The sequence below is a fragment of the Nocardia asteroides genome (assembly GCF_900637185.1).
GTDB classification, from domain to species: domain Bacteria; phylum Actinomycetota; class Actinomycetes; order Mycobacteriales; family Mycobacteriaceae; genus Nocardia; species Nocardia asteroides.
In genome coordinates this window covers 3,124,956-3,147,200 of the sequence record NZ_LR134352.1, presented here as the reverse complement: position 1 = coordinate 3,147,200, position 22,245 = coordinate 3,124,956, and the positions used below count along the sequence as shown (strand labels likewise).

Here is a 22,245-nt window from a genome sequence, read left to right as displayed (position 1 = left end):
GACTCTGTCGCCGCGAGCGCTACGTCTCCTTCGACCGGGGTTTGCGGCCCGCCTGCTCGAGCGCGAGGCGCAGGGCGTATTCGATCTGGGAGTTGACGCTGCGCAGGTCGTCGGCCGCCCACTTGGCGATGGCCTCGTGGACGGCCGGGTCGAGCCGCAGCAGGACCTTCTTGGGTTCCTTCTTCGGCGCGGTCATGCGACTCAGGCGTAGAGCGATCCGGTGTTCACGACCGGCTGGGTGGCGCGGTCGCCGCAGAGGACCACCAGCAGGTTCGAGACCATGGCGGCCTTGCGCTCCTCGTCCAGTTCCACGGTGCCCGCGGCGGTGAGCCGGTCCAGGGCCAGGCCGACCATGCCGACCGCGCCCTCGACGATCTGCGTGCGCGCGGCCACGACCTGGGCGGCCTGCTGGCGGACCAGCATCGCCTGGGCGATCTCGGGCGCGTAGGCGAGGTGGGTGATCCTGGCCTCGATGACCTCGATGCCCGCGGTGAGGGTGCGTTCACGCAGTTCGACGGTGAGTTCCTCGGCGACCTCGGCGCCGTCGCGCAGGCTGGTGCGCTCGTCGTCGTGGGCGTCGTAGGGGTGGGTGGTGGCCAGGTGCCGGACCGCGGCCTCGGACTGGGTCTCCACGTACTCCTCGTAGTCGTCGACGGCGAAGGCCGCCTTGAAGCTGTCGACCACCTTGTAGACCACGACCGCCGCGATCTCGACCGGGTTGCCGTCGGCGTCGTTGACCTTCAGCTTCTGGGTCTCGAAATTGCGCACCCGCAACGAGATCGACTTGCGCTCGGTCAGCGGCAGCACCGAGTAGAAGCCGGGATCGCTCACAGACCCGACGTAGCGGCCGAAGAAGGTGACGACCTTGGCCTCGTTGGGGTTGACGATGATCAGCCCGGTGGCGGCGAACGCGAGGATCACCACCACCAGCGCGGCGGCACCGGCGCCGGCCCAGGCCACGGCGCCGCCGCCGTGCTGGGTCGCGGACAGGAATGCCAGGACGGCGCCCGCTCCGAACAACAGGGTGAGCACCAGCCACCCCAGCAAGACGACGAATCCGTTGACGCGGAATGCGGACCGCAGCTCCATGACATCCTCCCGATATCTGAGTGATATCACCAAGATAGTAGATGCCGCCTCGCCCGGCAAGCTCGCGAGCCCGACAACGCTTATGCCGGAGCGATATTGCGGTTGAAACGGAACATGTTGCGCGGGTCGTAGGTCGCCTTCGCGGCGGCCAGCCGGGTGTAGGTGGCGGGCGCGAATCCGGCTTCGGTCTGTGCCGCGTCCGCCGCCGCGCCCGCCCCGTACAGGAAGTTCAGGCTGTGCCCGATCGTCCACGGCGCCAAGGCCGCTCGCACGGCCGCGAGTCCGGCGGGGGCCGCGTCGCCCGGCCCGGCGTCGGTGATCACGCGCACGACATAGGCGGCGTCGCGATGGTCCACGGCGGCGGCGCTACCCCGGCGCAGCGCGCCACCCAGGTGCCGGATGTCGACGACGGCGTCGACCGGTCCGCCCGGTGCGGTCTGCCCGCGCAGCGCGGCGAGGGTGCCGGGCGTGAGCTCGGACAGCAGGGCGTTGGTCGCGGCGTAGGCGTGCGGGAAGTCGGGGTCGCTGTGGATGGTGTGCGAGTCGATGTAGGGCATGGTGCGCAGGTCGTCGCGCAGGCGGTCGCCGATCGCCCGCAGCGGCGCGACCAGCCGTTCACCCTCGGCGGCCGGGCCGTCGTAGGCGACGCGGATCGAGGCGACGTGCCTGCCGCGCAACGGTTCCGGCACCGGCGCGATGTCGGGAAAGGTGACGACGGCGACGGTCGAGGTGAGGGTGTCGGGCAGCGTCGCGGTCCAGGCGCGCCAGGCTTCGAGCGCCGCGTCGACCAGCGGGGTGTCGAAGATCAGCTGCCCGCCGTAGACCTCGGTGACCGGCATCAGGTCCAGCTCCAGCCCGGTGACCACCCCGAAGTTGCCACCCGAGCCGAGCACCGCGCCGAACAGGTCGTCGGCAGGGGTCAGGGTGCGCATGCGACCGTCGGCGGTGACCAGGTCGATCGCGCGCACATGGTCGGCGGCGTAACCGAATTCGCGGGCCAGCAGGCCGACTCCGCCGCCCAGCACGTAACCGACCACCCCCACCGACGGCGACGACCCGGTGAGCGGCGCCAGCCCGTGCCGGGCCGCGGCCTCGACCAGGGCACCGGCCCGCACACCGGCGCCGACGCGGGCCGTGTGGGCCCGCGCGTCGACGGTGACGGCGTCCATGCGGCGCGTGGTGATCAGCACCCCGCGGTCGGCGGCCACCGACAGCCCGTGCCCGGTCGCCTGCACCGCGGCCGGGAGCCCGTGCCGCGCGGCGTACTCCACCGCGGCCCGGACGTCCTCGGCGTGCACCGCGCCGACGACCAGCGCCGGCCGATGCGTGTAGGCGGTCTGGAAGCCGGCGATCTCCGCGGCGTAGCCCGCGTCGTCCGGGGTGAACACCGGGCCGGTGAAGTGTGTGGAATCGATGGTCTGTGTGACGTTCTCGGTCATGTCTTCGACCTTGCCGCCGTCACGGCGATAAGTACAACAGATGGTTCTTCTTACTCCGATAACTGCTAGTTATGGGATTGGCTCGGCGGCCCTTAGACTCCGGGTATGGAACTGCGCCAGCTGCGGTACTTCGTCACCGTTGTCGACGAGGGCGGGTTCACCCGCGCGGCGCAGCGGCTACACCTGACCCAGCCGGGGCTGAGCGCGCAGATCAGGCAGCTCGAACGCGAACTCGGCCGACCGCTGCTGGACCGGGGCGCGCGGACGGTGACCCCGACCGAGATCGGCGCGGCGGTGCTCGAACACGCCCGCGCCGCGTTGGCCGCCGCCGACCGCATCGGCGAGACGGTGCAGGAGTTCACCGGATTGCTGCGCGGGCACGTCCGGCTCGGCGTGATCTCCGGGGCCGCGACCGAGGAGTTCGATGTCGCCGGGGTGCTCGCCGACTTCCACGACGACCACCCGCAGGTGAGCATCAGCCTCACCGAGGACACCGCCGAGCAGATGCTGGCCGCGCTGGAACGCGGCGAGCTCGACATCGCGCTGGTCGGCCTCACGGGCGCGGCGCCGAATCCCGGTATCGGCCTGCACGTGATCCTGGAGACGCCGGTGGTCGCGGCCGTCGCCGCCGACGCGCCGGTGGATCCCGCCGAACTGGCGGGCACCATCACCCTGGCCGCCCTCACCGACCGGCAGCTGATCTGCCTGCCACCGGGTACCGGCCTGCGCGGCGTGTTCGAACGATCCTGTGCCGCTTCCGGTTTCAGTCCCGAGGTGGCCTTCGAGGCGGCCGCTCCCCCACTGCTGCTCCAGCTGGCCGCGCGCGGGCTCGGCACCGCCGTGGTGCCCGCGCTCAGCCCGGCCGAGGCCGCGGCGTTCGGGGTACGCGCGCTCGAGATCGTGGAGCCGCGCATCCGCGGCAGACTGGCCATCGCCTGGCGCACCGACCGGCCGGGCAGCCCGGCGGCGAAGGTACTGCTCGGGCAGATGCGTATCGCGTTGGGGCGCCGCGTCTCCGCCTAGCGCGCGGGCGCGGTCGCCTGGGCGCAGGCCCGCGCGTAGCCGCGCACCAGCGGGCGGTCGTCGTCGCGCCGCCAGGCCAGGGCCAGTTCGCACGGGCTGACCCCGGCCACCGGGCGGGTCACCACACCGTCGCGGGCGACCAGCGGCGCGTTGCCCGCGGCCAGCAGCACCACGCCGTCGCCGTTGATCAGCGCCTCGTAGGTCTCCTCGGTACTGGATACCTCGGCGCCCACGATCGGCGCCCGGCCCGCGCGTTCGCCGACGGCCAGCCAGTACTCACGCAGCGGCCCCGCGGCGGCGGGCAGGGCCAGGAAGGGCTCGTCGAGCAGGTCGGCGAAGTCGACGAGGTCGCGCCCGGCCAGCCGGTGCGTCCGTGGCAGCGCGACCAGGCGTGGTTCGGTGGCCACGACCAGCCAGTGATAGCGATCGGCAGCCGGAAGTGGCAGCCAGACGAAGGCCACGTCGGTCGACTCGTCGGCCAGTCCCGCGGTCGGGTCCTCCCAGCCCACCTGGCGCAGCACGGTGCGCGCGTCCGGGAACGCGGCCGTGAAACGGGAACGCACCGCGGGCAGGATGCCGCGGCCGGGACTGGTGCTGATGCCGATCGCCAGGCTCGCCGCCTGGTCGGCCTTGGCCGACTCGACGGCGGCCCTGGCCGCGTCCCAGGTGGCCAGCACCCGCCGGGCGTGCGGCAGCAGCGCGGCACCGACCGGTGTCAACGCCACCGACCGGGTGTTGCGCGCGAACAGCGGGGCGCCCAGCTGGGCCTCGAGCTTGCGGATCTGCTTGCTGAGCGCGGGCTGCGAGACATACAGCGCCTCGGCGGCCGCGGTGAAATTCAGCCGCTCGGCCACCGCGGCGAAGTAGCGCAGGTCGCGTCCGTTCACGTCCATAACCCTTGGTTATCACAACGGGTATTGGACGGCATCCGCTGACGACGGAAATATCGTCGGTGAAATCCGAACGGACACAGGAGAATCCGATGAGCACCCCACAGATCTGGCTGGTCACCGGCGCGAGCAGCGGCTTCGGCCGCGCCATCGCCGAAGCCGCCGTCGCGGCGGGCGACACCGTCGTGGCTGTGGCCCGGCGCACCGCGCCGCTGGACGATCTGATCGCCGCGCACCCGGATCAGGTCGAGGCCATCGCCCTCGACGTTACCGAGACCGCGCGCATCGACGCGGTCGTCGCCGATGTGCTCGCCCGGCACGGACGCATCGACGTGCTGGTCAACAACGCGGGACGCACCCAGGTCGGCGCGGTCGAGGAGACCACCGACGCCGAACTGCGCGACCTGTTCGACCTGCACGTCTTCGGGCCCGCCGCCCTGACCCGCGCGGTGCTGCCGCACATGCGGGCCCGGCGCTCCGGCGCGATCGTGCAGATGAGCAGCTTCGGCGGCCAACTGTCGTTCGCCGGTTTCGCCGCCTACAGCGCGACGAAGTTCGCGCTCGAGGGCCTGTCGGAGGCACTGGCCGACGAGGTCGCGCCGTTCGGCATCAAGGTGCTCGTCGTGGAACCGGGCGGTTTCCGCACCGGCCTGATGAGCCCGGGCGCCGCCACCCTCAGCGCCGCGAACGACGCCTACGCCGACACCGTGGGCGCCACCCGCCGCATGATCGCGACCAGCGACGGCAGCCAGCCCGGCGACCCGGCCAAGGCCGCCGCCGCCATCCGCGCCGCGCTGGCCGCCGACAAGACGCCGCTGCGTCTGCCCCTGGGCAGCGACGCCGTCGACGCCATCCTCGGCCACCTCGACACCGTGCGCACCGAGGTCCTGGAATGGGAAACCCTGGCCCGCGATACCGAATTCGACTGAGCGAGAGTCATATCGGCGGTGGCGGCGGACCGGCCCGCCGCCACCGCACCGTTAGGACACCGATACTGCGTCCGGGACCGTGCGCGCCGTCGTCCGGCCCGCGAACTCGCGCAGCACCAGGTAGATCGGGAACGCCACGGGCGACAACAGGATCGTGCCGACCAGCAGCGGCCCCATCACCAGCGGGTGGATGCCGCGCTCGCGGCTGTCGAGATAGATCCAGCGACCGAGGAACAGGTCCCAGGCGATGATCTGCGCCCACAGCGCCGTCAGCATCGCCGGGTCGGCGACCGCCTCGGTGATGGCGGCCAGCGACGGCTGCGTGACCAGCGACCACAGCGCGCCGAGCACCGGCACGGCGACGATCGCCCAGACCACCAGGGGTACCAGCGTGATCCACGGCGAGCCGATGATCACCCGGGTCCATCGCCAGGCGGGCGCCAGGATCATCAGCGCCCAGAACGGGACGGTGACGAAGAACGACAGGTCGAACAGGGTGCTCATGCGGTGACTACCTTTCGGGTGCCGATCGCGCTCGCGATCGAGATCAGGGCGCCGAGGGCGACGCCGGTGAGAATCGCGGCGGCCGCGGTCAGGGTGGTCCGATCGGGATGGATCAGCGGCTGTCCGCGCAGCGCCTGCCAGGTGAGCAGAGCCAGAGCCGCGGCGTATCCGGCGGCCATGGTGACGACCAGCCCCAACCGGACCCGGACCTGGGCGAGCAGCGGGACCCGCGGCGCGAGGACCACCAGCAGCGCGACGAACAGCGGCAGCACCTGCAGGGCGTGCATGCCGAAGAAGTGCGGGATGCGCAGGTCACCATGGGTGGTGCTCCAGCCGGTCACAGGCATGCCCGGGGTGCCGTCGGGCGCGCCGACGGTGTGCGCGCCGGCGATGTCGGCGACGCCGGATTCGCGGTTCGGCATCAGATTGCCCAGCGCCAGCCCCACCAGGGTGATCGCGAGACCGAGGCGGATCGCCCAGGTGGTCGCCGCGTCGCCGATGCGGGTCAGCGAGAGCTGCGCGGCGACCACCATGGTGGCCAGGAACAGCACGATGATGGTGCTGCCCATGGTGATCCAGAGGACCGAGTCGAAGGCCGTGGTCATGTTGTAGTGGCTGCGCGTGCCGCGCACCACCTGGCCGACGATGATCAGCTGTTCGATCGTGCCCGCGACGACGATCACCGTCGCCATCCACCCGACGAAACGGGAAGCCTTGGGCCGCAACGCGATCAGCCAGGCGAGCGCGACGCTGTAGAGCAGGAACGACAGGGCGAACTTGGCCGGTTTGAACCAGGCGGCCGAGCCGGTGATCACCCGGTCGTCGACCACCATGCCGACGACGGTGACGACGAACAGCAGGGCGTTGGCGGCCGCGAAATACACCAGCGGGCGATGGAGGCGAGTCTGCCTGCGCGGCAGGGAATCGAGGGCGGTGAGGGCAGTCATGGCTATTCTCCCAAGATAGATAGCTGCACTATCCGTTATGGATAGTTAGACTATCCGCTACCGGGGAGGTGGGCAAGGGGGCCGACGGAACACGGAGGGCAACGGTGCGGATCTCGGAGTTGAGCGAACGCAGCGGGATCGCGGTGGCGACGATCAAGTACTACCTGCGGGAGGGCCTGCTGCCGCCGGGCGCGCGCACCAGCCCCAACCAGGCCAGCTACGACGAATCCCACCTGCGCAGGCTGCGGCTGGTGCGCGCGCTGATCGAGGTGGGCGGACTGCCGGTGGCCACCGTCGGCGAGGTCATCGCCGCCGTCGACTCCCCCGACCTGCCGATGTTCCACCTGCTCGGCGTGGTCCAGGACAGCATCACCGCGCCGGTGCCCCAGGCCGACGACGCGGAATGGGAACGCGCCGCCGCGACCGTGCGCGCCGAGATGGACCGGCGCGGCTGGGACATGAAACCGAGCCCGGCCGCCATCGACACGCTCACCTCGGTGCTCGTGCGGCTGGCCCAGCTCGGCTACGCCGACTGGGGCGCCACGGCCCTGCCCGCCTATTTCGACGGGGCGCGCACGATCGCGGAGAACGACGTGACGACCGCGCTCGCCGCGGGCGGGCGCGACGACATCATCGACGCCGTCGTGGTGCTCACGATCCTCGGCGACACCGCGCTGGCCACGATCCGGCGCATCGCCCAGGCCCAGGTCTCCCTGGAACGCCTCGACGGCAGCACGGCGGACTGAGACGCGAAACGGCCCCCACGACAGGTTCGCGGGGGCCGTTCGTCCGTGCCGAGCTCAGAGCAGGCGGGACAGGAACGCCTTGGTGCGTTCGTGCTGCGGGTTCGCCAGCAACTCACGTGGCGGACCCGATTCCACGACCACACCGCCGTCCATGAAGACCAGCTCGTCGGCGACCTCGCGGGCGAAGCCCATCTCGTGGGTCACCACCAGCATGGTCATGCCGGAGTCGGCGAGCTCGCGCATGACGGTGAGCACCTCGCCGACCAGCTCGGGGTCCAGCGCCGAGGTGGGCTCGTCGAACAGCATCAGCTTCGGGTCCATCGCCAGCGCCCGCGCGATGGCGACGCGCTGCTGCTGACCGCCCGACAGCTGCGCCGGGTAGGCGTTGCGCTTGGCGGACAGGCCGACCCGGTCGAGCAGCTCCTCGGCGCGGGCGATCGCCTCGGACTTGCGGATCCCGCGCACCTGGGTGGGCGCCTCGATGACGTTCTCCAGCGCGGTCCGGTGCGGGAACAGGTTGAAGTGCTGGAACACCATGCCGATGTCGCGGCGCTGCAACGCGGCCTCGCGCGGGTGCATCTCGTAGAGCTTGCCGTTCTTCTCCCGGTAGCCCACCAGATCGCCGTCGACGTACAACCGGCCGGCGTTGACCTGTTCGAGGTGGTTGATGCAGCGCAGGAACGTCGACTTGCCCGAGCCCGACGGGCCCACCAGGGTCAGCACCTTGCCGCGCTGCACCTCGAGCGAGACGCCCTTGAGCACCTTCAACGCGCCGAAGTTCTTGCACACCCGGTCGGCGAGCACCATCGGCGGTGTGGTCACTGCTGGTTCGCTCATTTCGCCTTCACCGCCGCCTGCGCCGTGGCCAGTTCCTCGAGCTGCTTGGCCGTCAGCTGCCGGGTGGCTCCGCGCGAGAAGTAGCGCTCCAAGTAGTACTGCCCGACCATCAGGACGCTGGTGATCGCCAGGTACCAGGTGGCACAGACGAGCAGCAGCGGGATCGGCTGGAAGTTGACGCCGTAGATGTCGCGCGCCCGGCCGAACAGGTCGGTGCTGAGCGGGATGCCGATGACCAGTGAGGTGGTCTTGAGCATGCCGATCAGCTCGTTGCCGGTGGGCGGGATGATCACCCGCATCGCCTGGGGCAGCACCGTGCGGCGCATGGTCTGCGTCCACGACATGCCCAGCGCGATCGATGCCTCACGCTGGCCCTCGCCGACCGAGTTGATGCCGGCGCGCACGATCTCGGCCATGTACGCGGCCTCGTTGAGACCGAGGCCGATCACCGCGAACAGGAAACCGGCCTGCAGGGTCTGCACGTCGAAGTGGAAGAACTGCGGACCGAACGGGACACCGAGCTGGATCTGCTTGTAGAGCGAGGGCAGCAGGCCCCAGAACACCAGCTGCACGAACACCGGGGTACCGCGGAAGATCCAGAGGTACACCCACGCGGTGGTGCGCAGGACCGGGTTCGGCGACAGCCGCATCACCGCCAGCACCGTGCCCAGCGCGACGGCGATGGCCATCGAGAGCACGGTGAGTTCCAGGGTGACGATCGCGCCCGCGGTGATCCGGCTGTCGAACAGGTACTTGCCGTAGGTGTCCCACCGGTAGGCGGGATTCGTCGCGGCGCCGTAGACGAACAATCCCACCAGGATCAGGATGATTGTCGCCGCGATCCAGCGGCCCGGCCTGCGGAGCGGGACCGCTTTGATCGGTTCGGGTTCGGTGCCCGGTCCGGGCACCTCCACCGTGTCGTCCTTCTCGGTCACGTCAGCTCACTGCGCCGTTGATCACCGAGGTCTTGATCTGACCCTCCTGGACACCCCAGTTGGTGGTGATCTCGCCGTACTTGCCGTTGTCGATCAGGTGCTGCAGCGCCTTCTGCAGCGACACCGCCAGCGGCGAGCCCTTCTGCACGGCCCAGCCGTAGGGCGCGGAGTCGAACAGCGGACCGGCCGCCTCGATCTTGCCCTCGCTCTGCTTGATCGCGTACGCGGTGACCGGGGAGTCGGCCGACATCGCGTCGACCTGGCCCAGCACCAGCGCGTTGGTGGCGGCGCTCTGCTCGTCGAAGGCCTTCATGTCGATGGCCGGCTTGCCCTCGGCGACGCATTTGGCGCTCTTGGCGGGAATCTCGTCGGTGTGCTCGACCGTAGTGGACTGTACGGCGACTTTCTTGCCGCACGCATTGTTCGGATCGATGGCTTTACCGGTTTGCTGGGCCCACTGGATGCCCGCGGAGAAATAGGTCGTGAAATCGACCTGCTGTTCGCGTTCGCGCGAATCGGTGATCGAGGACATACCCACGTCGTAGGTGCCTGCCTGAATCGCCGGAATGATCTTCTCGAAGGAGGATTCGACGTAGTCGACCTTCAGGCCGAGGGTGCTCGCGACGGCGTCGAGCAGGTCCACGTCGAAGCCGACGATCTTGCCGCTCGCGTCCTTGTACTCGTTCGGCTGGTAGGGCACGTTGACGCCGACGACCAGCTTGCCTGCCTGCTTCACCTTGTCGGGAACGGCCGCGGCGAGCGCGTCGACCTTCTCCACCGACACCTTGGGCACCGCGGAGGTGTCGCCCTCGGTGTTTTCGGCGCAGCCACTCAACATCAGCGCACCGGCGGCCGCGGTACACAACAGCCGCACGGCGCCGCGGCCGAGAACAATACGAACAGACAAAGGAGCCTCCACATTTCACGTCGACGCCGGCCACGTGTCAGCGCCTGTTTGGCAATGTATGCGAACCGGACACAGCGTGGTGCGACAGTAACCGAAGATTAATCAGCCAATGTGAAAGGGGTCCCTTCACCTCCGGTGCACGCGCGCGCTGACCTGCTCGGTGAATTCGCTGGTGGAAGCCAGACCGCCCAGATCCGCGGTCGCGATTCCGGCCGCCAGGGTGGCCGCGACCGCGTGGGTGATCCGGTCGGCGGCGTCGTCGAGCGCGCGGTCCCCGTCGCGAACGGCCAACCACCGCAACAACATCGCCGCGGACAGTTGCAGGGCGGCGGGATTGGCGCGATTGCGGCCCGCCAGTCCCGGCGCGGCGCCGTGCACCGCCTGCGCCATCGCCCTGGTGTCGGAGCAGTTGAGCGAGGCGGCCATGCCGAGCGAGCCGGCCAGCTCACCCGCGAGGTCGGACAGGATGTCACCGAACAGGTTCTCGGTGACGATCACGTCGTACTCGCCGGGCGCGCGCACCAGGTGCGCGGCCATCGCGTCGACGTGCTCGTCGTCGACCCGCACGTCCGGGTACTGCTCGGCCACCTCGTAGCAGACGTCGCGGAACAGCCCGGTCGTCATCGGCAGCACGTTCGCCTTGTGCACCACCGTGACCCGCTTGCGCCTGCCCCGCGCCAGCCGCAACGCCTGGTGCGCGATCCGCTCACAGGCCTGCCGGGTGATCACCGCGACCGCCATCGCCACGTCCGGCGTCGGCCGGAACTCCCCCGACCCGGCGTACATGTTGCGGTCGGCGTAGAAGCCCTCGCTGTTCTCCCGCACGATCACCAGATCGATGTCGGGCGCGCTCGCCCGCACCCCGGCGAAGGCCGCCGCGGGCCGGATGTTGGCGTAGAGGCCGAGGCGTTTGCGGATGGCGCCGCCGGGGGCCACCCGCAGGTCGGCGGGATAGGACGCGTTGTCGTGCGGGCCCAGGATCCAGGCGTCGAGGTCTTCCAGCGCCGTGAGCGTCTGTTCGGGCAGCGGGTCGGCGTAGGCCGCGATGGCCTCGTGCCCCATCAGCAGCGGCACCCACTCCACCGGCGCCAGCCCCACGGCGCCGACGGCCTCGTCGACGACCGCCCTGGTCGCGGCGACCACCTCGGGCCCGATTCCGTCACCGTCGATCACACCGAGCCGCAGGCTCGTCTTCGTCGCGTTCACCCGTTCATCCTCGCGCCCGCCGGTGCCGACCTGCGCGCGGGGACACGCCGGAGCGACTATTTTCTGCAGACCATGGTGCAGTCGGTGGAGTTGCTGCTCGACGAACACGCCGAGGCCGAGGTCCGCAGGCAGTGGGCGGTCCTGGCGGCGGCGGGGATCGCCAGTCCCCGCGGCCCGGGCCACCGGCCGCACGTGACGGTCGCGGTGGCCCGCGAGATCTGGCCCAGGATCGACCGCGCGCTGACCGGGCTGGATTTCCGGCCGCTGCCGATCCGGCTCGGCGGGCTGCTGGTGTTCGGCGCGCGCAGGCCGATCCTGGTGCGCTCGGTGGTGGTCACCGCCGACCTGCTCGACCTGCAGCGACGCGTACACGCGATGGTCGAACCGTGCCCCGGGGTGCCCGCGACGATGCGGCCCGGCGCCTGGACACCGCACGTCACCCTGGCCCGGCGGGTGCCGCCGGAGCGGCTGGGCCCGGCGATCACCGCGGTGGCCGCCGACCACGATTTTCCCGCCGTTGTGGTGGGCATTCGCCGCTGGGACGGGGAGGCACGGCAGGAGCGTGTCGTGGTCGGTGGAAGATAGAGGGACGCCACGGCGTTACAGCCGAGGAACCGACAAGGAAGGGACGTCATGGCCACCCAGACGCTGACCCAGCAGAACTTCGACGAAGTCATCACCGGAAACGACGTGGTCCTCGTCGATTTCTGGGCCTCCTGGTGCGGACCGTGCCGCAGCTTCGCGCCGACCTTCGAGGCATCGTCGGAGAAGCACACCGACGTGGTGCACGGCAAGGTCGACACCGAGGCCGAGCAGGGGCTCGCCGCCGCGGCGAACATCCGGTCCATCCCCACCATCATGGCCTTCCGCGAGGGCGTACTCGTGTTCGCCCAGCCGGGCGCGCTGCCGCCCGCCGCGCTGGAAGACCTGGTGACCCAGGTCAAGGGCCTGGACATGGACGAGGTACGCAAGCAGATCGCCGAGCAGGCCTCCGCCGCCGAATAGGCGCGAAAAGCGAAGGGCCCGTTCACCTCCGGTGAGGTGAACGGGCCCTTCGCGTACTCGTGGCGGTCAGCCGGCGAGCTGGTTGACGCAGGCGATCATGGCGCGGACGGTGGATTCGGCACCGTCGGCGGCCATCGCCGCGGCCCAGCCGCGCCTGCCGTTGAACTCGCACTGCACGTAGGTGGCGGTGCCGTCGTCGGTGCGGCGCTGGTGGAACCGCAGGATCTCGAGGGGGTAGCCCTCGTCGTAGAGCGCGGAGGTCATGGCGGCGACGGGGCTGCCGGCCGCGATGACGGTGCGCAGGTGGTCGGCGAATTCCAGGGTCGCGGTGAAATCCGTTCCGGAACAGGTGAATTCACCGAGGGCGATGGGTCCCGCGAGGCGGGTGTACCGCGCGAGGAACTCGGCGGGAGTCAGGTCGAAGGTCTCGGCGCGCAGGCCCTTGGGGGCGGCGTCGAACAGGGCACGGTCCAGTGTCAGCAGTGTCATTGCAGGTGAGGTCTTCCCGAAGATGGTCTTCGTTGGCAGGTGGGGACCAGCAGAACAATGAAAATCAGCCCGCAGCGAGGGGGCCGGTCCGAATCAGACCCCGCTACGGCGGGTTACTACGAGAAGAATCTGCCGTGTGGCTGCCTGCGCGGTCTGCGCAGCAGCAACCGCGCGGTCGCGGTCAGCGACAAGCAGCGCGGTGAAGCGGTCGGCGGGATTCGGCACGCGTTCGAGAATAGGGCGATCGTCGCGAAACCGCAACCTGCATATCTTCCCGTCGTGTCTACTCGTGAGTACCATCACTGCAGCTCAGCACAGTGACCCGACCACCCGGGTACGGTGAGATGTATGGGTACGGTCTTCGCGATGACGATCCCCGGGCTGGCGATCCTGCTGATTGCGCTCGCCCTGCTCGAAGTGGTGGTGAACCGCCTGACCGGGACCCGGATCCTGCCCTGGACCCGCAAGCGCACCGGACCCGCCGTCGCGGCCACCGGGTTCGAACACCTCACCGCCATGTTCCAGGGGTCCAAGCATCACGAGTTCGAGCAGCGGCAGAGCACCCTGATGCACCGGGAGACGCCCTCCGAGGGCGCCCCACCCCGTGATCGGGTGGATCTGACGGGCGGCTCGGCCCGGTTGGTCGCCCGCACGCAGGCTCCCCCGCCCGCCTAGAGCGAGATCGCCTGCGGGCGAACTGCTTTCGTGTCCTACCGGGTGACCAGCCGGTCGACGGAGGCCAGCGCCCGCGCCGACCCGTCCACGTCCAGCTGCACCCGCAGACCCTCGGGGCGCGCGCTCGTGCGCAGCACCACCTTGTCGCCGATCATCACCGGTCCTACGTGCTCGACGATCGCCCGGTACGGCAGTTCGTGGTGGTCCGGATGCGCGGCGAGCGCTTCCTCGACCGCGCCCCAGTACACCGCGTTGTTGACGTGGCCGAGCCGGTCCACGTCGGTCACCCGCAGCGGGAACGCCACCGCCTCGACCTCGGGGTCGTCGAGTTCGGTGAGCGCGGCCCGCCAGCGCAGCCGGTGCTCGGTGGTGCTGGCCAGCATCGGCGCCATGAACGCGTCGCTCATCCGGGCGGGCCTGCCCGCGACCGGATCGATGTGGATCAGGAACGCGGCGGCCTCGATGTGCCCGCCGCGCTCCCCCTTCAGCTGAATCCGCATGTCGCACCAGCGGTTCGACAGCGCATCGCACCAGCGGCGCAGCTGCACCCGGTCACCGAACTCGATCGGTTCGTACACGTCGATGACCGTGCGCCGCACGATCCACGCCTGGTGGGTGTCGCCGTCCTCGACCGCGTCCAGGTGGTCGAACCCGATGTCCTGCAGGTAGCGCGCCACAGCGTCGAGCCGCAGCCGGTCCTGCCCGTCGGTGTCACCGAGCCGCACCGGCCACGAGACCGCGAAGGCGCGGGTGATGTCGGGGCAGTCGGGCAGCGGGCTGGCGATGACATCGGCGCTCATAGCGCCGATGCTGCCACACCGCGCGCACGAAACGGTGACGCATCTCCGGTCGACGCGGCACTACCCGCCCTCGGCCGCCGCCCTGATGCCGTCGACATGGCCGGTCCACATGGACCGGGCATGCTCGGCCTCGTCCGGGCTCGCGTTGTTGTCCTGGCTCAGCGACAGGTGGGTGCCCGCCTCGCTCGCGGTCAGCTCGTAGGTGAGCGTGTGGTAGTTCTCGGGCAGGTCGGGCGCGCCGCCCAGCGGGCTGTAGTGGGTGAGTTTCAGCAGCTTGCCGGGGTCGGCCGCCAGGATCGTGCCCTTGTCCTCGTAGCGCGTGCCCTCGTACTCGCCCTGCCAGACGATCGGGCTGCCCGGCTGCCAGTCGGTGTCGACCTCGGCACCGAACATGAACCGGCGAATCTGCGCGGGATCGGTCAGTACCTCCCAGACCCGCTCGGGTGACGCGGCGATCTCGGTCTCCGCGGTGGCCACGAATCCGGTCATGACTCTCATCTCCTCGGATCGGCTATCTCGACTCTACGACCGCCACCACCGCCGGGTCTTGGACGAACACGTCAACCGCTCCGGTCGCCGGGGTGACGCGCGGTCACCCCGGCGACGAGGCTCAGTGCGCCGCGGAGTCCCAGCTGCGGCCGGTGCCCACCGAGACGGTGAGCGGAACCGAGAGCTCGATGGCCGCCGACATCTGGTCCCTGGCCAGGGTCTCGAGCGCTTCCCGCTCGCCCTCGGCGACCTCGAAGACGAGTTCGTCGTGGATCTGCAGCAGCATCCGCGAACGCAGGCCCGCCTCGCGAATCGCGTTCTGCACGTTGATCATCGCGACCTTGATGATGTCGGCCGCGGTGCCCTGGATGGGGGCGTTGAGCGCCATCCGCTCGGCGGCCTCGCGGCGCTGGCGGTTGCTGGAATCCAGGTCGGGCAGGTAGCGGCGGCGACCGAACAGGGTCTGGGTGTAGCCGACCTTGCGGGCCTCGTCGACGACCTCGGACAGGTAGTCGCGGATACCGCCGAAACGGTCGAAGTAGACGTCCATCTGCTCCTTGGCCTCGGCCGTGCTGATCTTCAGCTGGGCCGACAGTCCGTAGGAGCTCAAGCCGTAGGCCAGACCGTAGGACATCGCCTTGATCCGGCGGCGCATCTCCGGGGTGACCTCCGACAGCGGGATGTCGAAGGCCTTCGAGGCCACGAAGGTGTGCAGGTCCTCGCCGGAGTTGAAGGCCTCGATCAGGCCCTCGTCGCCGGAGAGGTGGGCCATGATCCGCATCTCGATCTGGCTGTAGTCGGCCGTCATCAGCTCGGTGTAGCCGGCGCCGACGACGAAGGTGTCGCGGATCTGGCGGCCGGTGTCGGTGCGGATCGGGATGTTCTGCAGGTTCGGCTCGGTGGAGGAGAGCCTGCCGGTGGCGGCGATGGTCTGGTTGAAGGTGGTGTGGATGCGGCCGTCGTCGGCGACCGACTTGAGCAGGCCGTCGACGGTGACCTTGAGCCGGGTGGCGTCGCGATGCGCGAGCAGGTGCTCGAGGAAGGCGTGGCCGGTCTTCTCGAACAGCGATTCCAGCGCGTCGGCGTCGGTGGTGTAACCGGTCTTGGTGCGCTTGGTCTTGGGCATGTCGAGCTCGTCGAACAGCACCACCTGCAGCTGCTTGGGCGAGCCGAGGTTGATCTGCTTGCCGATCACGTCGTAGGCGGCGTTCGCGGCCTCGGTGACCCGGTCGGCGAACTGGCGCTGCAGCGATTCGAGCTGGGCCACGTCGACCGCGATGCCGGCCTCCTCGAGCTCGGCGAGCACGCCGAGCAGCGGCAGCTCCATCTCCTCGAGCAGGGCGGTCGACTCGATCTGGGCCAGCTCGGCGTCGAGGGCGTCGGCGAGATCGGCGACGGCGCGGGCGCGCAGCATCAGCTCGCGCGCGGTCTGCTCGGCGACGGTGTCCTCGTCGTCGAGCAGCGAGAGCTGGCCGGAGTCGCCGGTCTCGGCGCGCAGCTCGCGCTTGAGGTAGCGCAGCGACAGGTCGTCGAGGTTGAAGCTGCGCTGACCGGGCCGGACCAGGTAGGCCGAGAGCGCGGTGTCGCTGGTGAGCCCCGACAGGGTGAACCCCCGCCCGCGCAGCGCGTGCCCCGCGGCCTTGGCCTCGTGCAGCGCCTTCGGGACGGCGGGGTCGGCCAGCCAGGCGGCCAGCGCGGCCTCGTCCTCGGGGGTCAGCACGGTCAGGTCGATGTAGCCGCCCTCACCGTCAGCGGCGGCGATGGCCAGCGCGCGGGCCTCACCGTGCACCGGGGTGCCGGTGCCCGCGATCGAGATGCCGTGCCGCACACCAGCTTTCGCGTGCTCGACCAGCCAGTCGGTGACCGCGCCCTGGTCCAGGGCGCCTCCGCTGATCTCGAACCCCGACTCGGCTTCCGGCTCGGCGGACCCGAGGGTCTCGAACAGCCGGTCGCGCAGGACCCGGAACTCCAGGTCGTCGAAGAGCTGGTGGATCTTCTCCCGGTCCCACGGCGCCTGCGCCAGCTGATCGGGGGTGTAGGGCAGCGGTACCTCGCGCACCATCTCGGTGAGCTGGCGGTTGAGCACCACGCTGGACAGGTTGGCCCGCAGCGCGTCGCCGACCTTGCCCTTCACCTGGTCGACCTTGTCGACGAGGGTGGCCAGATCGCCGTATTCGCGGATCCACTTGGCGGCGGTCTTCTCGCCGACGCCGGGGATGCCGGGCAGGTTGTCGCTCGGATCGCCGCGCAGCGCCGCGTAGTCGGGGTACTGGGCCGGCGTGAGACCGTACTTGGTCTCCACCTCGGCGGGAGTGAACCGGGTCAGGTCGGAGACGCCCTTGCGCGGGTACAGCACGGTGACGTCGTCGTTGACCAGCTGGATCGCGTCGCGGTCGCCGGTGACGATGAAGACCCGGTAGCCCTGGGCCACGGCCTGGGTGGTGAGCGTGGCGATGACGTCGTCGGCCTCGTAGCCGTCGATGGCCATCACGGGGATGCCCAGCGCGCCGAGGACGTCCTTGGTGAGTTCGACCTGGCCGCGGAATTCGTCCGGGGTCGCGCTGCGGTTGGCCTTGTACTCCGGGTACGCCTCGGTGCGGAAGGTCTTGCGGGACACGTCGAACGCCGCGGCCACGTGGCTGGGCTTCTCGTCGCGCAGCAGGTTGATCAGCATCGAGGTGAACCCGTACACCGCGTTGGTGGTCTGCCCGGTGACGGTCTTGAAGTTCTCCGCCGGTAGCGCGAAGAACGCGCGGTACGCCAGCGAGTGCCCGTCCAGGAGCAGCAGCGTGGGCCGCTCACCCCCGGAGGCAGTGGTCGTTGTCGATGCCTGAGCAGTCGTCGGTGAACTCACCCGGATGAGTGTAGGGACCACCACCGACACGGGCTAACGCCGCCGCGCCGAACGGCCCGACCTCGAGGAGGGGCCCCGGCGGGTCGCGGCCGTCCCGCCGATCAGGTGCCGTTGCGTACGCGACGAAGGAGCAAGCAACGGTGCCTGATCGGCGGGACCCCCAGGGCCGCGACTCGAGCGCGCCAGCGCTCCGATAACTCAGTGCCCCAGGTAGGCGGACATGACGGCGGGGTCGGTGAGCAGGGCGGCGCCCGCTCCGGATTTGGTGACCTCGCCGGTTTCCAGGATGTAGGCGCGGTGGCTGCGGGTGAGGGCCTGCTGGGCGTTTTGCTCGACGAGCAGCACGGTGGTGCCCTGGCGGTTGATCTCGCTGATGATCTTGAAGATCTGCTGGATCACCATCGGCGCCAGACCCATCGACGGTTCGTCGAGCAGCAGCAGTTTCGGACGCGCCATCAGGGCCCGGCCGATGGCCAGCATCTGCTGTTCACCACCCGAGAGGGTGCCGCCGACCTGCTTGCGCCGCTCGGCCAGGCGCGGGAACAGCTCGAAGATCCAGTCCAGCGTCTGCTGATACTCGGCCTTCTGCTCGAACGGCCTGCCGTAGCAGCCCATGTCGAGGTTCTCGGCCACCGTCATCCCGGGGAACACCCCGCGGCCCTCCGGCGCCTGGATCAGGCCCTGCACGACCCGGTCGTGCGCCTTCATGCCGGTGATGTCCTTGCCCTCGAACAGGATCCGGCCCGAGGTGAGCGGCAGCAGACCCGACAGCGCGCGCATGGTGGTGGTCTTACCCGCACCGTTGGCGCCGAGCAGGGTGACCAGCTCGCCCTGCGACACCGACAGCGAGATGCCGTGCAGCGCTTCGATTCTGCCGTAGTGCACGACCATGTCGCGCACCTCGAGCAGCGGCACGTCCGCGGCGGCCGCGGGCTCCTCCTGCGCCGCTTCCACCACCGCGACCGGGGCCCGGGTGGGTTCGGCCGCGGCCGCCGCGGCGGCGCCGGCCTCCTCGCGGACCTCCGCGACGGTGTCCGCGTCGGGTACGCCGAGATAGGCCGCGATCACGGCCGGGTCCTCGCGCACCGCGGCGGGCAGGCCGTCGGCGATCTTGCGCCCGAACTCGAGCACCACGATCCGGTCGGTCACGCCCATCACCAGGCGCATGTCGTGCTCGATCAGCAGCACGGTGTAGCCGTCGTCGCGGATCTTGCGGATCAGATCCATCAGCGCCGACTTCTCGCTGGGATTGAACCCGGCGGCCGGTTCGTCCAGGCACAGCAGCTTGGGTTCGGTCGCCAGCGCGCGGGCGATCTCGAGCCGGCGCTGATCGCCGTAGGACAGGTTGCGCGCCTTCTCCACCGCGCGCGGCGCGATACCGACGAACTCGAGCAGCGCCATGCCGCGTTCGATGGCGTCGCGTTCCTCGCGCCGGTGCTTCGGCGTGCGGAACACCGCGCCCGGCACCGAGGTGGTGTGGCGGGCGTCGGTGCCGACGACCACGTTCTCCAGCGCCGTCATCTCGCCGAAGAGCCGCACGTTCTGGAACGTGCGCGCGATCCCGAGCCGGGTGATCTCGTTGCGCTTGGTCCTGGCCAGCGGCTTGCCGTCGAAGTGCACGCTGCCGGCGGCCGGCTTGTAGACGCCGGTGATGGCGTTGAAGCAGGTGGTCTTGCCCGCGCCGTTGGGGCCGATCAGGCCCAGGATCTCGCCGCGGCGGATCTCGAAGCTCACGCTGTCGAGCGCGGTCAGACCGCCGAACTGCACCGTGAGCCCGTCGGTGCGCAGCAGCGGCTCGCCCACCGCGGTGTCGATGTCGCGATGCGGGGCGACGACATCGGCCACCGTCTCCGCGTCGCCCAGTTCGGGCAGGACCGCGGTGACGTCGACCTCGCCCACCGGCTCGACCTCCGGCGCGGGCTTGTACCCGGCCGACATGTCCTCGTTGTCGTACAGCGCGTCTCCCGCGCCCGGGCCGGTCATCGCTGTGCTCCGATCGATCCGGCGGCCGGTTTGCGCACGACCGCCTGGTACACCTGCCTGCCATAGGTGAGCAGTTTCTGCCGCACCGGGAACAGACCCTGGGGCCGCAGAATCATCATCACCACCAGGGCGATACCGAAGTACAGGTACTTCAGGTCGCCGAGGGTCTGCGCGCCGCCCTTGCGGAACAGCAGCACGCTGCCGAACAGCAGCAATCCCCAGATCACCGCGACGATCGAGACGCCGATCACCGCCCGCTGTCCCCAGACGCCGATCGCGTCCCTGCGGTACTTCCACAGTGCCCACAGCCCGATCAACAGGACCGCGTCCACCGCGAGCAGCAGGTAACCGGTCGACTCGGTCGACACCAGCTGCACCGACTGCAACCGCAGCGGCAGGTACGCGATGAGGAAGGCGCCGACGATCACACCGAGCTTGTTGCCCGAACCGCCGAGCACGACCGCGCACAGGAACAGCATCGACAGGATGATGTCGAACTGCTTGGGATTGACGTAGGTGACCTGACCGGCGTACATCGCGCCGGACAGGCCGCCGACCGAGGCGCCGATCGTGAACGCCCACAGCTTGAACTTGAAGGTCGGCACGCCCATGATCTCGGCGGCGTCCTCGTCCTCGCGGATGGCCACCCACGCGCGGCCCACCCGGCTGCGCTCGAGGTTGCCGATGATCAGCAGCACGATGATCACCAGGACCATGCCGAGCCAGAACCACCAGGTGCCGTTGTTGGCCCGCTGGAACGGATTCCAGGTGTCGGGGTCGCCGAGGTTGCCGGGTGAGAAGTAGCCGCCCGGCAGTTCCTCCGACTCGCCCACCTGCGGGTAGGCGATCTTGGACAGGCCGAGGCTGCCGTTGGTGAGCTCGCCGAGATTGTCGGCCATCAGGCGCACGATCTCACCGAAGCCCAGCGTCACGATGGCCAGGTAGTCACCGCGCAGGCGCAGGGTGGGGGTGCCCAGGATCAGGCCGGACAGCGCCGTGAGCGCGACCGCGATCGGCACACACGCCAGCCAGGCCCAGCTCGGATTCAGCCAGCCGCCGTCGGTCTGGTTCCACGGGCTGTTCGCGCTGGTGAGCAGGCCCACCGTGTAGGCGCCGACGGCGTAGAAGCCGACATAGCCGAGGTCGAGCAGGCCCGCCTGGCCGACCACCACGTTCAGGCCGATCGCGATCAGCGCGTACATCGCGAACAGCGCCATCACGCCGCCGAAGCTCACCCCGGGGGTGTCCAGCAGCGGCGGTGGGAACAGCGGCACGATCGCCAGCACGGCGATGACCGGGATGCCGACCACCCACTGCTGCTGCCGCGACAGCCCGTCCCACCAGGTGCGGATCGCGTCGCCGACGCCGCGCCGATCAGGCTGTGCCACCGGGGTTTTCGTCAGGTCGGTCATGCGCGCGCCCTCCCCAGACTCTCGCCGAGAATACCGGTGGGCCGGAACATCAGCACGGTCACCAGCAGGACGAAGGCCACCACGTCGCGCCATTCGAAGCCGAACAGGATCTGGCCGTACTGCTCGGCCACACCGAGCAGCAGACCGCCCAGCAGCGCGCCGCGCAGGTTGCCGATGCCGCCGAGGACCGCGGCGCTGAAGGCCTTGATGCCGAGGATGAAGCCGCCGGAGAAGATGATGCCGGTGGGCACCCGCAGGGTGTACAGCATGGCGGCGGCACCGGCCAGCAGGCCGCCGATGAGGAAGGTCAGCACGATGACCCGTTCCCGCGAGACGCCCATCAGGGTCGCGGTGTCGGGGTCCTGGGCCACGGCGCGGATGGCGCGGCCGAATTTGGTGCGGTTGATGAGGATCTCGGTGCTGACCGCGAGCACCACGGCCGCGACGATGATCACGATCGCCACATTGGTGACGTCGGCGCCGAGGAAGCTGAACTGCACCTTCGGCTCGACGAGCCGGATACCGGTCTGGGCGTTGGTGCCGCCGAGGCCCGGCCGGATCTTGGGCAGGATGTAGTGGACGAACTCCTGGATCACGAACGACATACCGATCGCGGTGATCAGGAACGCGAGAGGTTTGGCACCGCGTTTGCGCAGCGGCCGGTAGGCCACCCGTTCGAGGCCGACCGCGGCGACGCCGGAGACCAGCATGCCGAACAGCATCGCCAGCCCGAGGTAGGTCACCGTCAGCACGACGCCCTGCGAGTACACATTGCCGCTGGGGGCGAAGCCGAGCAGTTCCAGACCGACGTAGGTACCGAACATGCCGAGCATGAAGATTTCGGAGTGGGCGAAGTTGATCAGCCTCAGCACGCCGTACACCAGGGTGTAGCCGACGGCGACGAGGGCGTAGACCGAGCCGTAGGTGAGACCGTCGACGGTCAATCGCCAGAACTGGTCGATCACCCCGGAGACGTTGAAATCGATGGAACCCTCGGCCAACAGGGTCACACCGAGCGAAGCCGCTGATGTCATGGTTTCTCTCGCGTCAGGCGAGCGGTGCGCGTGGCATGGCCACGCGCACCGC

General features: G+C 69.8%; 23 protein-coding genes and 1 pseudogene. 6 read left to right on the top strand and 18 right to left on the bottom strand.

The window, feature by feature from the left end:
• Positions 1–19 precede the first annotated feature (19 nt).
• The 3 genes from EL493_RS32340 to EL493_RS14760 all read right to left on the bottom strand — a co-directional run bounded on the left by EL493_RS32340 (position 20) and on the right by EL493_RS14760 (position 2,528).
• Positions 20–196 carry a hypothetical protein gene (locus EL493_RS32340; RefSeq protein ID WP_019046391.1) on the bottom strand — a complete coding sequence of 59 codons (177 nt, stop codon included), beginning with the start codon at positions 194–196 and terminating at the stop codon, positions 20–22.
• 5 nt (positions 197–201) lie between these two features.
• Positions 202–1,089 (bottom strand): SPFH domain-containing protein, encoded by an 888-nt coding sequence (locus EL493_RS14765; RefSeq protein WP_019046390.1) that lies wholly within the window; start codon positions 1,087–1,089, stop codon positions 202–204.
• An 80-nt stretch (positions 1,090–1,169) separates the two neighbouring features.
• Entirely contained in the window at positions 1,170–2,528 is a 1,359-nt protein-coding gene (locus tag EL493_RS14760; protein WP_019046389.1) for an FAD-binding oxidoreductase, read from the bottom strand.
• A gap of 105 nt (positions 2,529–2,633) precedes the next feature.
• Here EL493_RS14760 and EL493_RS14755 point away from each other — a divergent pair, with 105 nt between their 5' ends.
• Positions 2,634–3,551, top strand: a complete 918-nt coding sequence (locus tag EL493_RS14755; RefSeq protein ID WP_019046388.1) for a LysR family transcriptional regulator — start codon at positions 2,634–2,636, stop codon at positions 3,549–3,551.
• Here EL493_RS14755 and EL493_RS14750 read toward each other — a convergent pair.
• The gene (locus tag EL493_RS14750) at positions 3,548–4,444 is read right to left on the bottom strand and encodes a LysR family transcriptional regulator (protein WP_019046387.1); all 897 of its coding nucleotides are present in this window, start codon (positions 4,442–4,444) and stop codon (positions 3,548–3,550) included. The two genes, EL493_RS14755 and EL493_RS14750, sit on opposite strands and share 4 nt — an antisense overlap.
• A gap of 89 nt (positions 4,445–4,533) precedes the next feature.
• On the opposite strand from EL493_RS14750, the gene EL493_RS14745 reads away from it, so the two are divergent.
• A complete protein-coding gene (locus tag EL493_RS14745) occupies positions 4,534–5,370 on the top strand; it encodes an oxidoreductase (protein WP_022566590.1) in 837 nt (278 codons plus the stop codon).
• Between the two features lie 51 nt (positions 5,371–5,421).
• Here EL493_RS14745 and EL493_RS14740 read toward each other — a convergent pair whose 3' ends face one another.
• Both EL493_RS14740 and EL493_RS14735 read right to left on the bottom strand, forming a co-directional pair.
• The gene (locus EL493_RS14740; protein WP_019046385.1) at positions 5,422–5,874 is read right to left on the bottom strand and encodes an ABA4-like family protein; all 453 of its coding nucleotides are present in this window, start codon (positions 5,872–5,874) and stop codon (positions 5,422–5,424) included.
• On the bottom strand, positions 5,871–6,821 hold the full coding sequence (locus EL493_RS14735) for a hypothetical protein (protein ID WP_019046384.1): 951 nt from the start codon (positions 6,819–6,821) through the stop codon (positions 5,871–5,873). Before EL493_RS14735 ends, EL493_RS14740 begins: the two co-directional genes overlap by 4 nt.
• A gap of 104 nt (positions 6,822–6,925) precedes the next feature.
• Between EL493_RS14735 and EL493_RS14730 the strand changes: the two genes are divergently transcribed.
• Positions 6,926–7,567: a MerR family transcriptional regulator gene (locus tag EL493_RS14730; protein ID WP_019046383.1), complete on the top strand. Its 642-nt coding sequence runs from the start codon at positions 6,926–6,928 to the stop codon at positions 7,565–7,567.
• 54 nt (positions 7,568–7,621) lie between these two features.
• On the opposite strand, the gene EL493_RS14725 is transcribed toward EL493_RS14730, so the two are convergent.
• The 4 genes from EL493_RS14725 to EL493_RS14710 all read right to left on the bottom strand — a co-directional run bounded on the left by EL493_RS14725 (position 7,622) and on the right by EL493_RS14710 (position 11,452).
• Positions 7,622–8,374, bottom strand: coding sequence for an amino acid ABC transporter ATP-binding protein (locus tag EL493_RS14725; protein WP_019046382.1), 753 nt, complete (start codon positions 8,372–8,374; stop codon positions 7,622–7,624).
• 26 nt (positions 8,375–8,400) lie between these two features.
• Positions 8,401–9,339, bottom strand: a complete 939-nt coding sequence (locus EL493_RS14720) for an amino acid ABC transporter permease (protein WP_019046381.1) — start codon at positions 9,337–9,339, stop codon at positions 8,401–8,403.
• A 1-nt stretch (position 9,340) separates the two neighbouring features.
• Complete coding sequence (locus EL493_RS14715) at positions 9,341–10,177, bottom strand: ABC transporter substrate-binding protein (protein WP_081723154.1); 837 nt, start codon at positions 10,175–10,177, stop codon at positions 9,341–9,343.
• A gap of 195 nt (positions 10,178–10,372) precedes the next feature.
• Entirely contained in the window at positions 10,373–11,452 is a 1,080-nt protein-coding gene (locus tag EL493_RS14710; protein WP_019046379.1) for an isocitrate/isopropylmalate dehydrogenase family protein, read from the bottom strand.
• Between the two features lie 72 nt (positions 11,453–11,524).
• On the opposite strand from EL493_RS14710, the gene EL493_RS14705 reads away from it, so the two are divergent.
• A complete protein-coding gene (locus EL493_RS14705; protein ID WP_019046378.1) occupies positions 11,525–12,037 on the top strand; it encodes a 2'-5' RNA ligase family protein in 513 nt (170 codons plus the stop codon).
• Positions 12,038–12,085: 48 nt separating this feature from the next.
• On the top strand, positions 12,086–12,457 hold the full coding sequence (gene trxA, locus EL493_RS14700; protein ID WP_019046377.1) for a thioredoxin: 372 nt from the start codon (positions 12,086–12,088) through the stop codon (positions 12,455–12,457).
• 66 nt (positions 12,458–12,523) lie between these two features.
• On the opposite strand, the gene EL493_RS14695 is transcribed toward trxA, so the two are convergent.
• On the bottom strand, positions 12,524–12,946 hold the full coding sequence (locus EL493_RS14695) for a 2-isopropylmalate synthase (RefSeq protein WP_019046376.1): 423 nt from the start codon (positions 12,944–12,946) through the stop codon (positions 12,524–12,526).
• 348 nt (positions 12,947–13,294) lie between these two features.
• Here EL493_RS14695 and EL493_RS14690 point away from each other — a divergent pair, with 348 nt between their 5' ends.
• Positions 13,295–13,621 (top strand): DUF6191 domain-containing protein, encoded by a 327-nt coding sequence (locus EL493_RS14690; protein WP_019046375.1) that lies wholly within the window; start codon positions 13,295–13,297, stop codon positions 13,619–13,621.
• A gap of 35 nt (positions 13,622–13,656) precedes the next feature.
• On the opposite strand, the gene EL493_RS14685 is transcribed toward EL493_RS14690, so the two are convergent.
• From EL493_RS14685 to EL493_RS14660, 7 genes and pseudogenes are all read right to left on the bottom strand, one after another.
• On the bottom strand, positions 13,657–14,421 hold the full coding sequence (locus EL493_RS14685) for an acyl-[acyl-carrier-protein] thioesterase (protein WP_019046374.1): 765 nt from the start codon (positions 14,419–14,421) through the stop codon (positions 13,657–13,659).
• Positions 14,422–14,481: 60 nt separating this feature from the next.
• Positions 14,482–14,910: an SRPBCC domain-containing protein gene (locus EL493_RS14680; RefSeq protein WP_019046373.1), complete on the bottom strand. Its 429-nt coding sequence runs from the start codon at positions 14,908–14,910 to the stop codon at positions 14,482–14,484.
• Between the two features lie 121 nt (positions 14,911–15,031).
• A complete protein-coding gene (polA, locus tag EL493_RS14675; protein WP_019046372.1) occupies positions 15,032–17,764 on the bottom strand; it encodes a DNA polymerase I in 2,733 nt (910 codons plus the stop codon).
• 198 nt (positions 17,765–17,962) lie between these two features.
• Positions 17,963–18,655, bottom strand: coding sequence for an ABC transporter ATP-binding protein (locus tag EL493_RS33110; protein ID WP_198041158.1), 693 nt, complete (start codon positions 18,653–18,655; stop codon positions 17,963–17,965).
• 147 nt (positions 18,656–18,802) lie between these two features.
• Positions 18,803–19,747: pseudogene (locus EL493_RS33105) on the bottom strand (ABC transporter ATP-binding protein); the annotation flags it as partial.
• The gene (locus tag EL493_RS14665) at positions 19,744–21,159 is read right to left on the bottom strand and encodes a branched-chain amino acid ABC transporter permease (RefSeq protein ID WP_019046370.1); all 1,416 of its coding nucleotides are present in this window, start codon (positions 21,157–21,159) and stop codon (positions 19,744–19,746) included. The pseudogene EL493_RS33105 and the gene EL493_RS14665, both read right to left, overlap by 4 nt.
• The gene (locus EL493_RS14660; protein WP_022566587.1) at positions 21,156–22,193 is read right to left on the bottom strand and encodes a branched-chain amino acid ABC transporter permease; all 1,038 of its coding nucleotides are present in this window, start codon (positions 22,191–22,193) and stop codon (positions 21,156–21,158) included. Before EL493_RS14660 ends, EL493_RS14665 begins: the two co-directional genes overlap by 4 nt.
• Positions 22,194–22,245 lie beyond the last annotated feature (52 nt).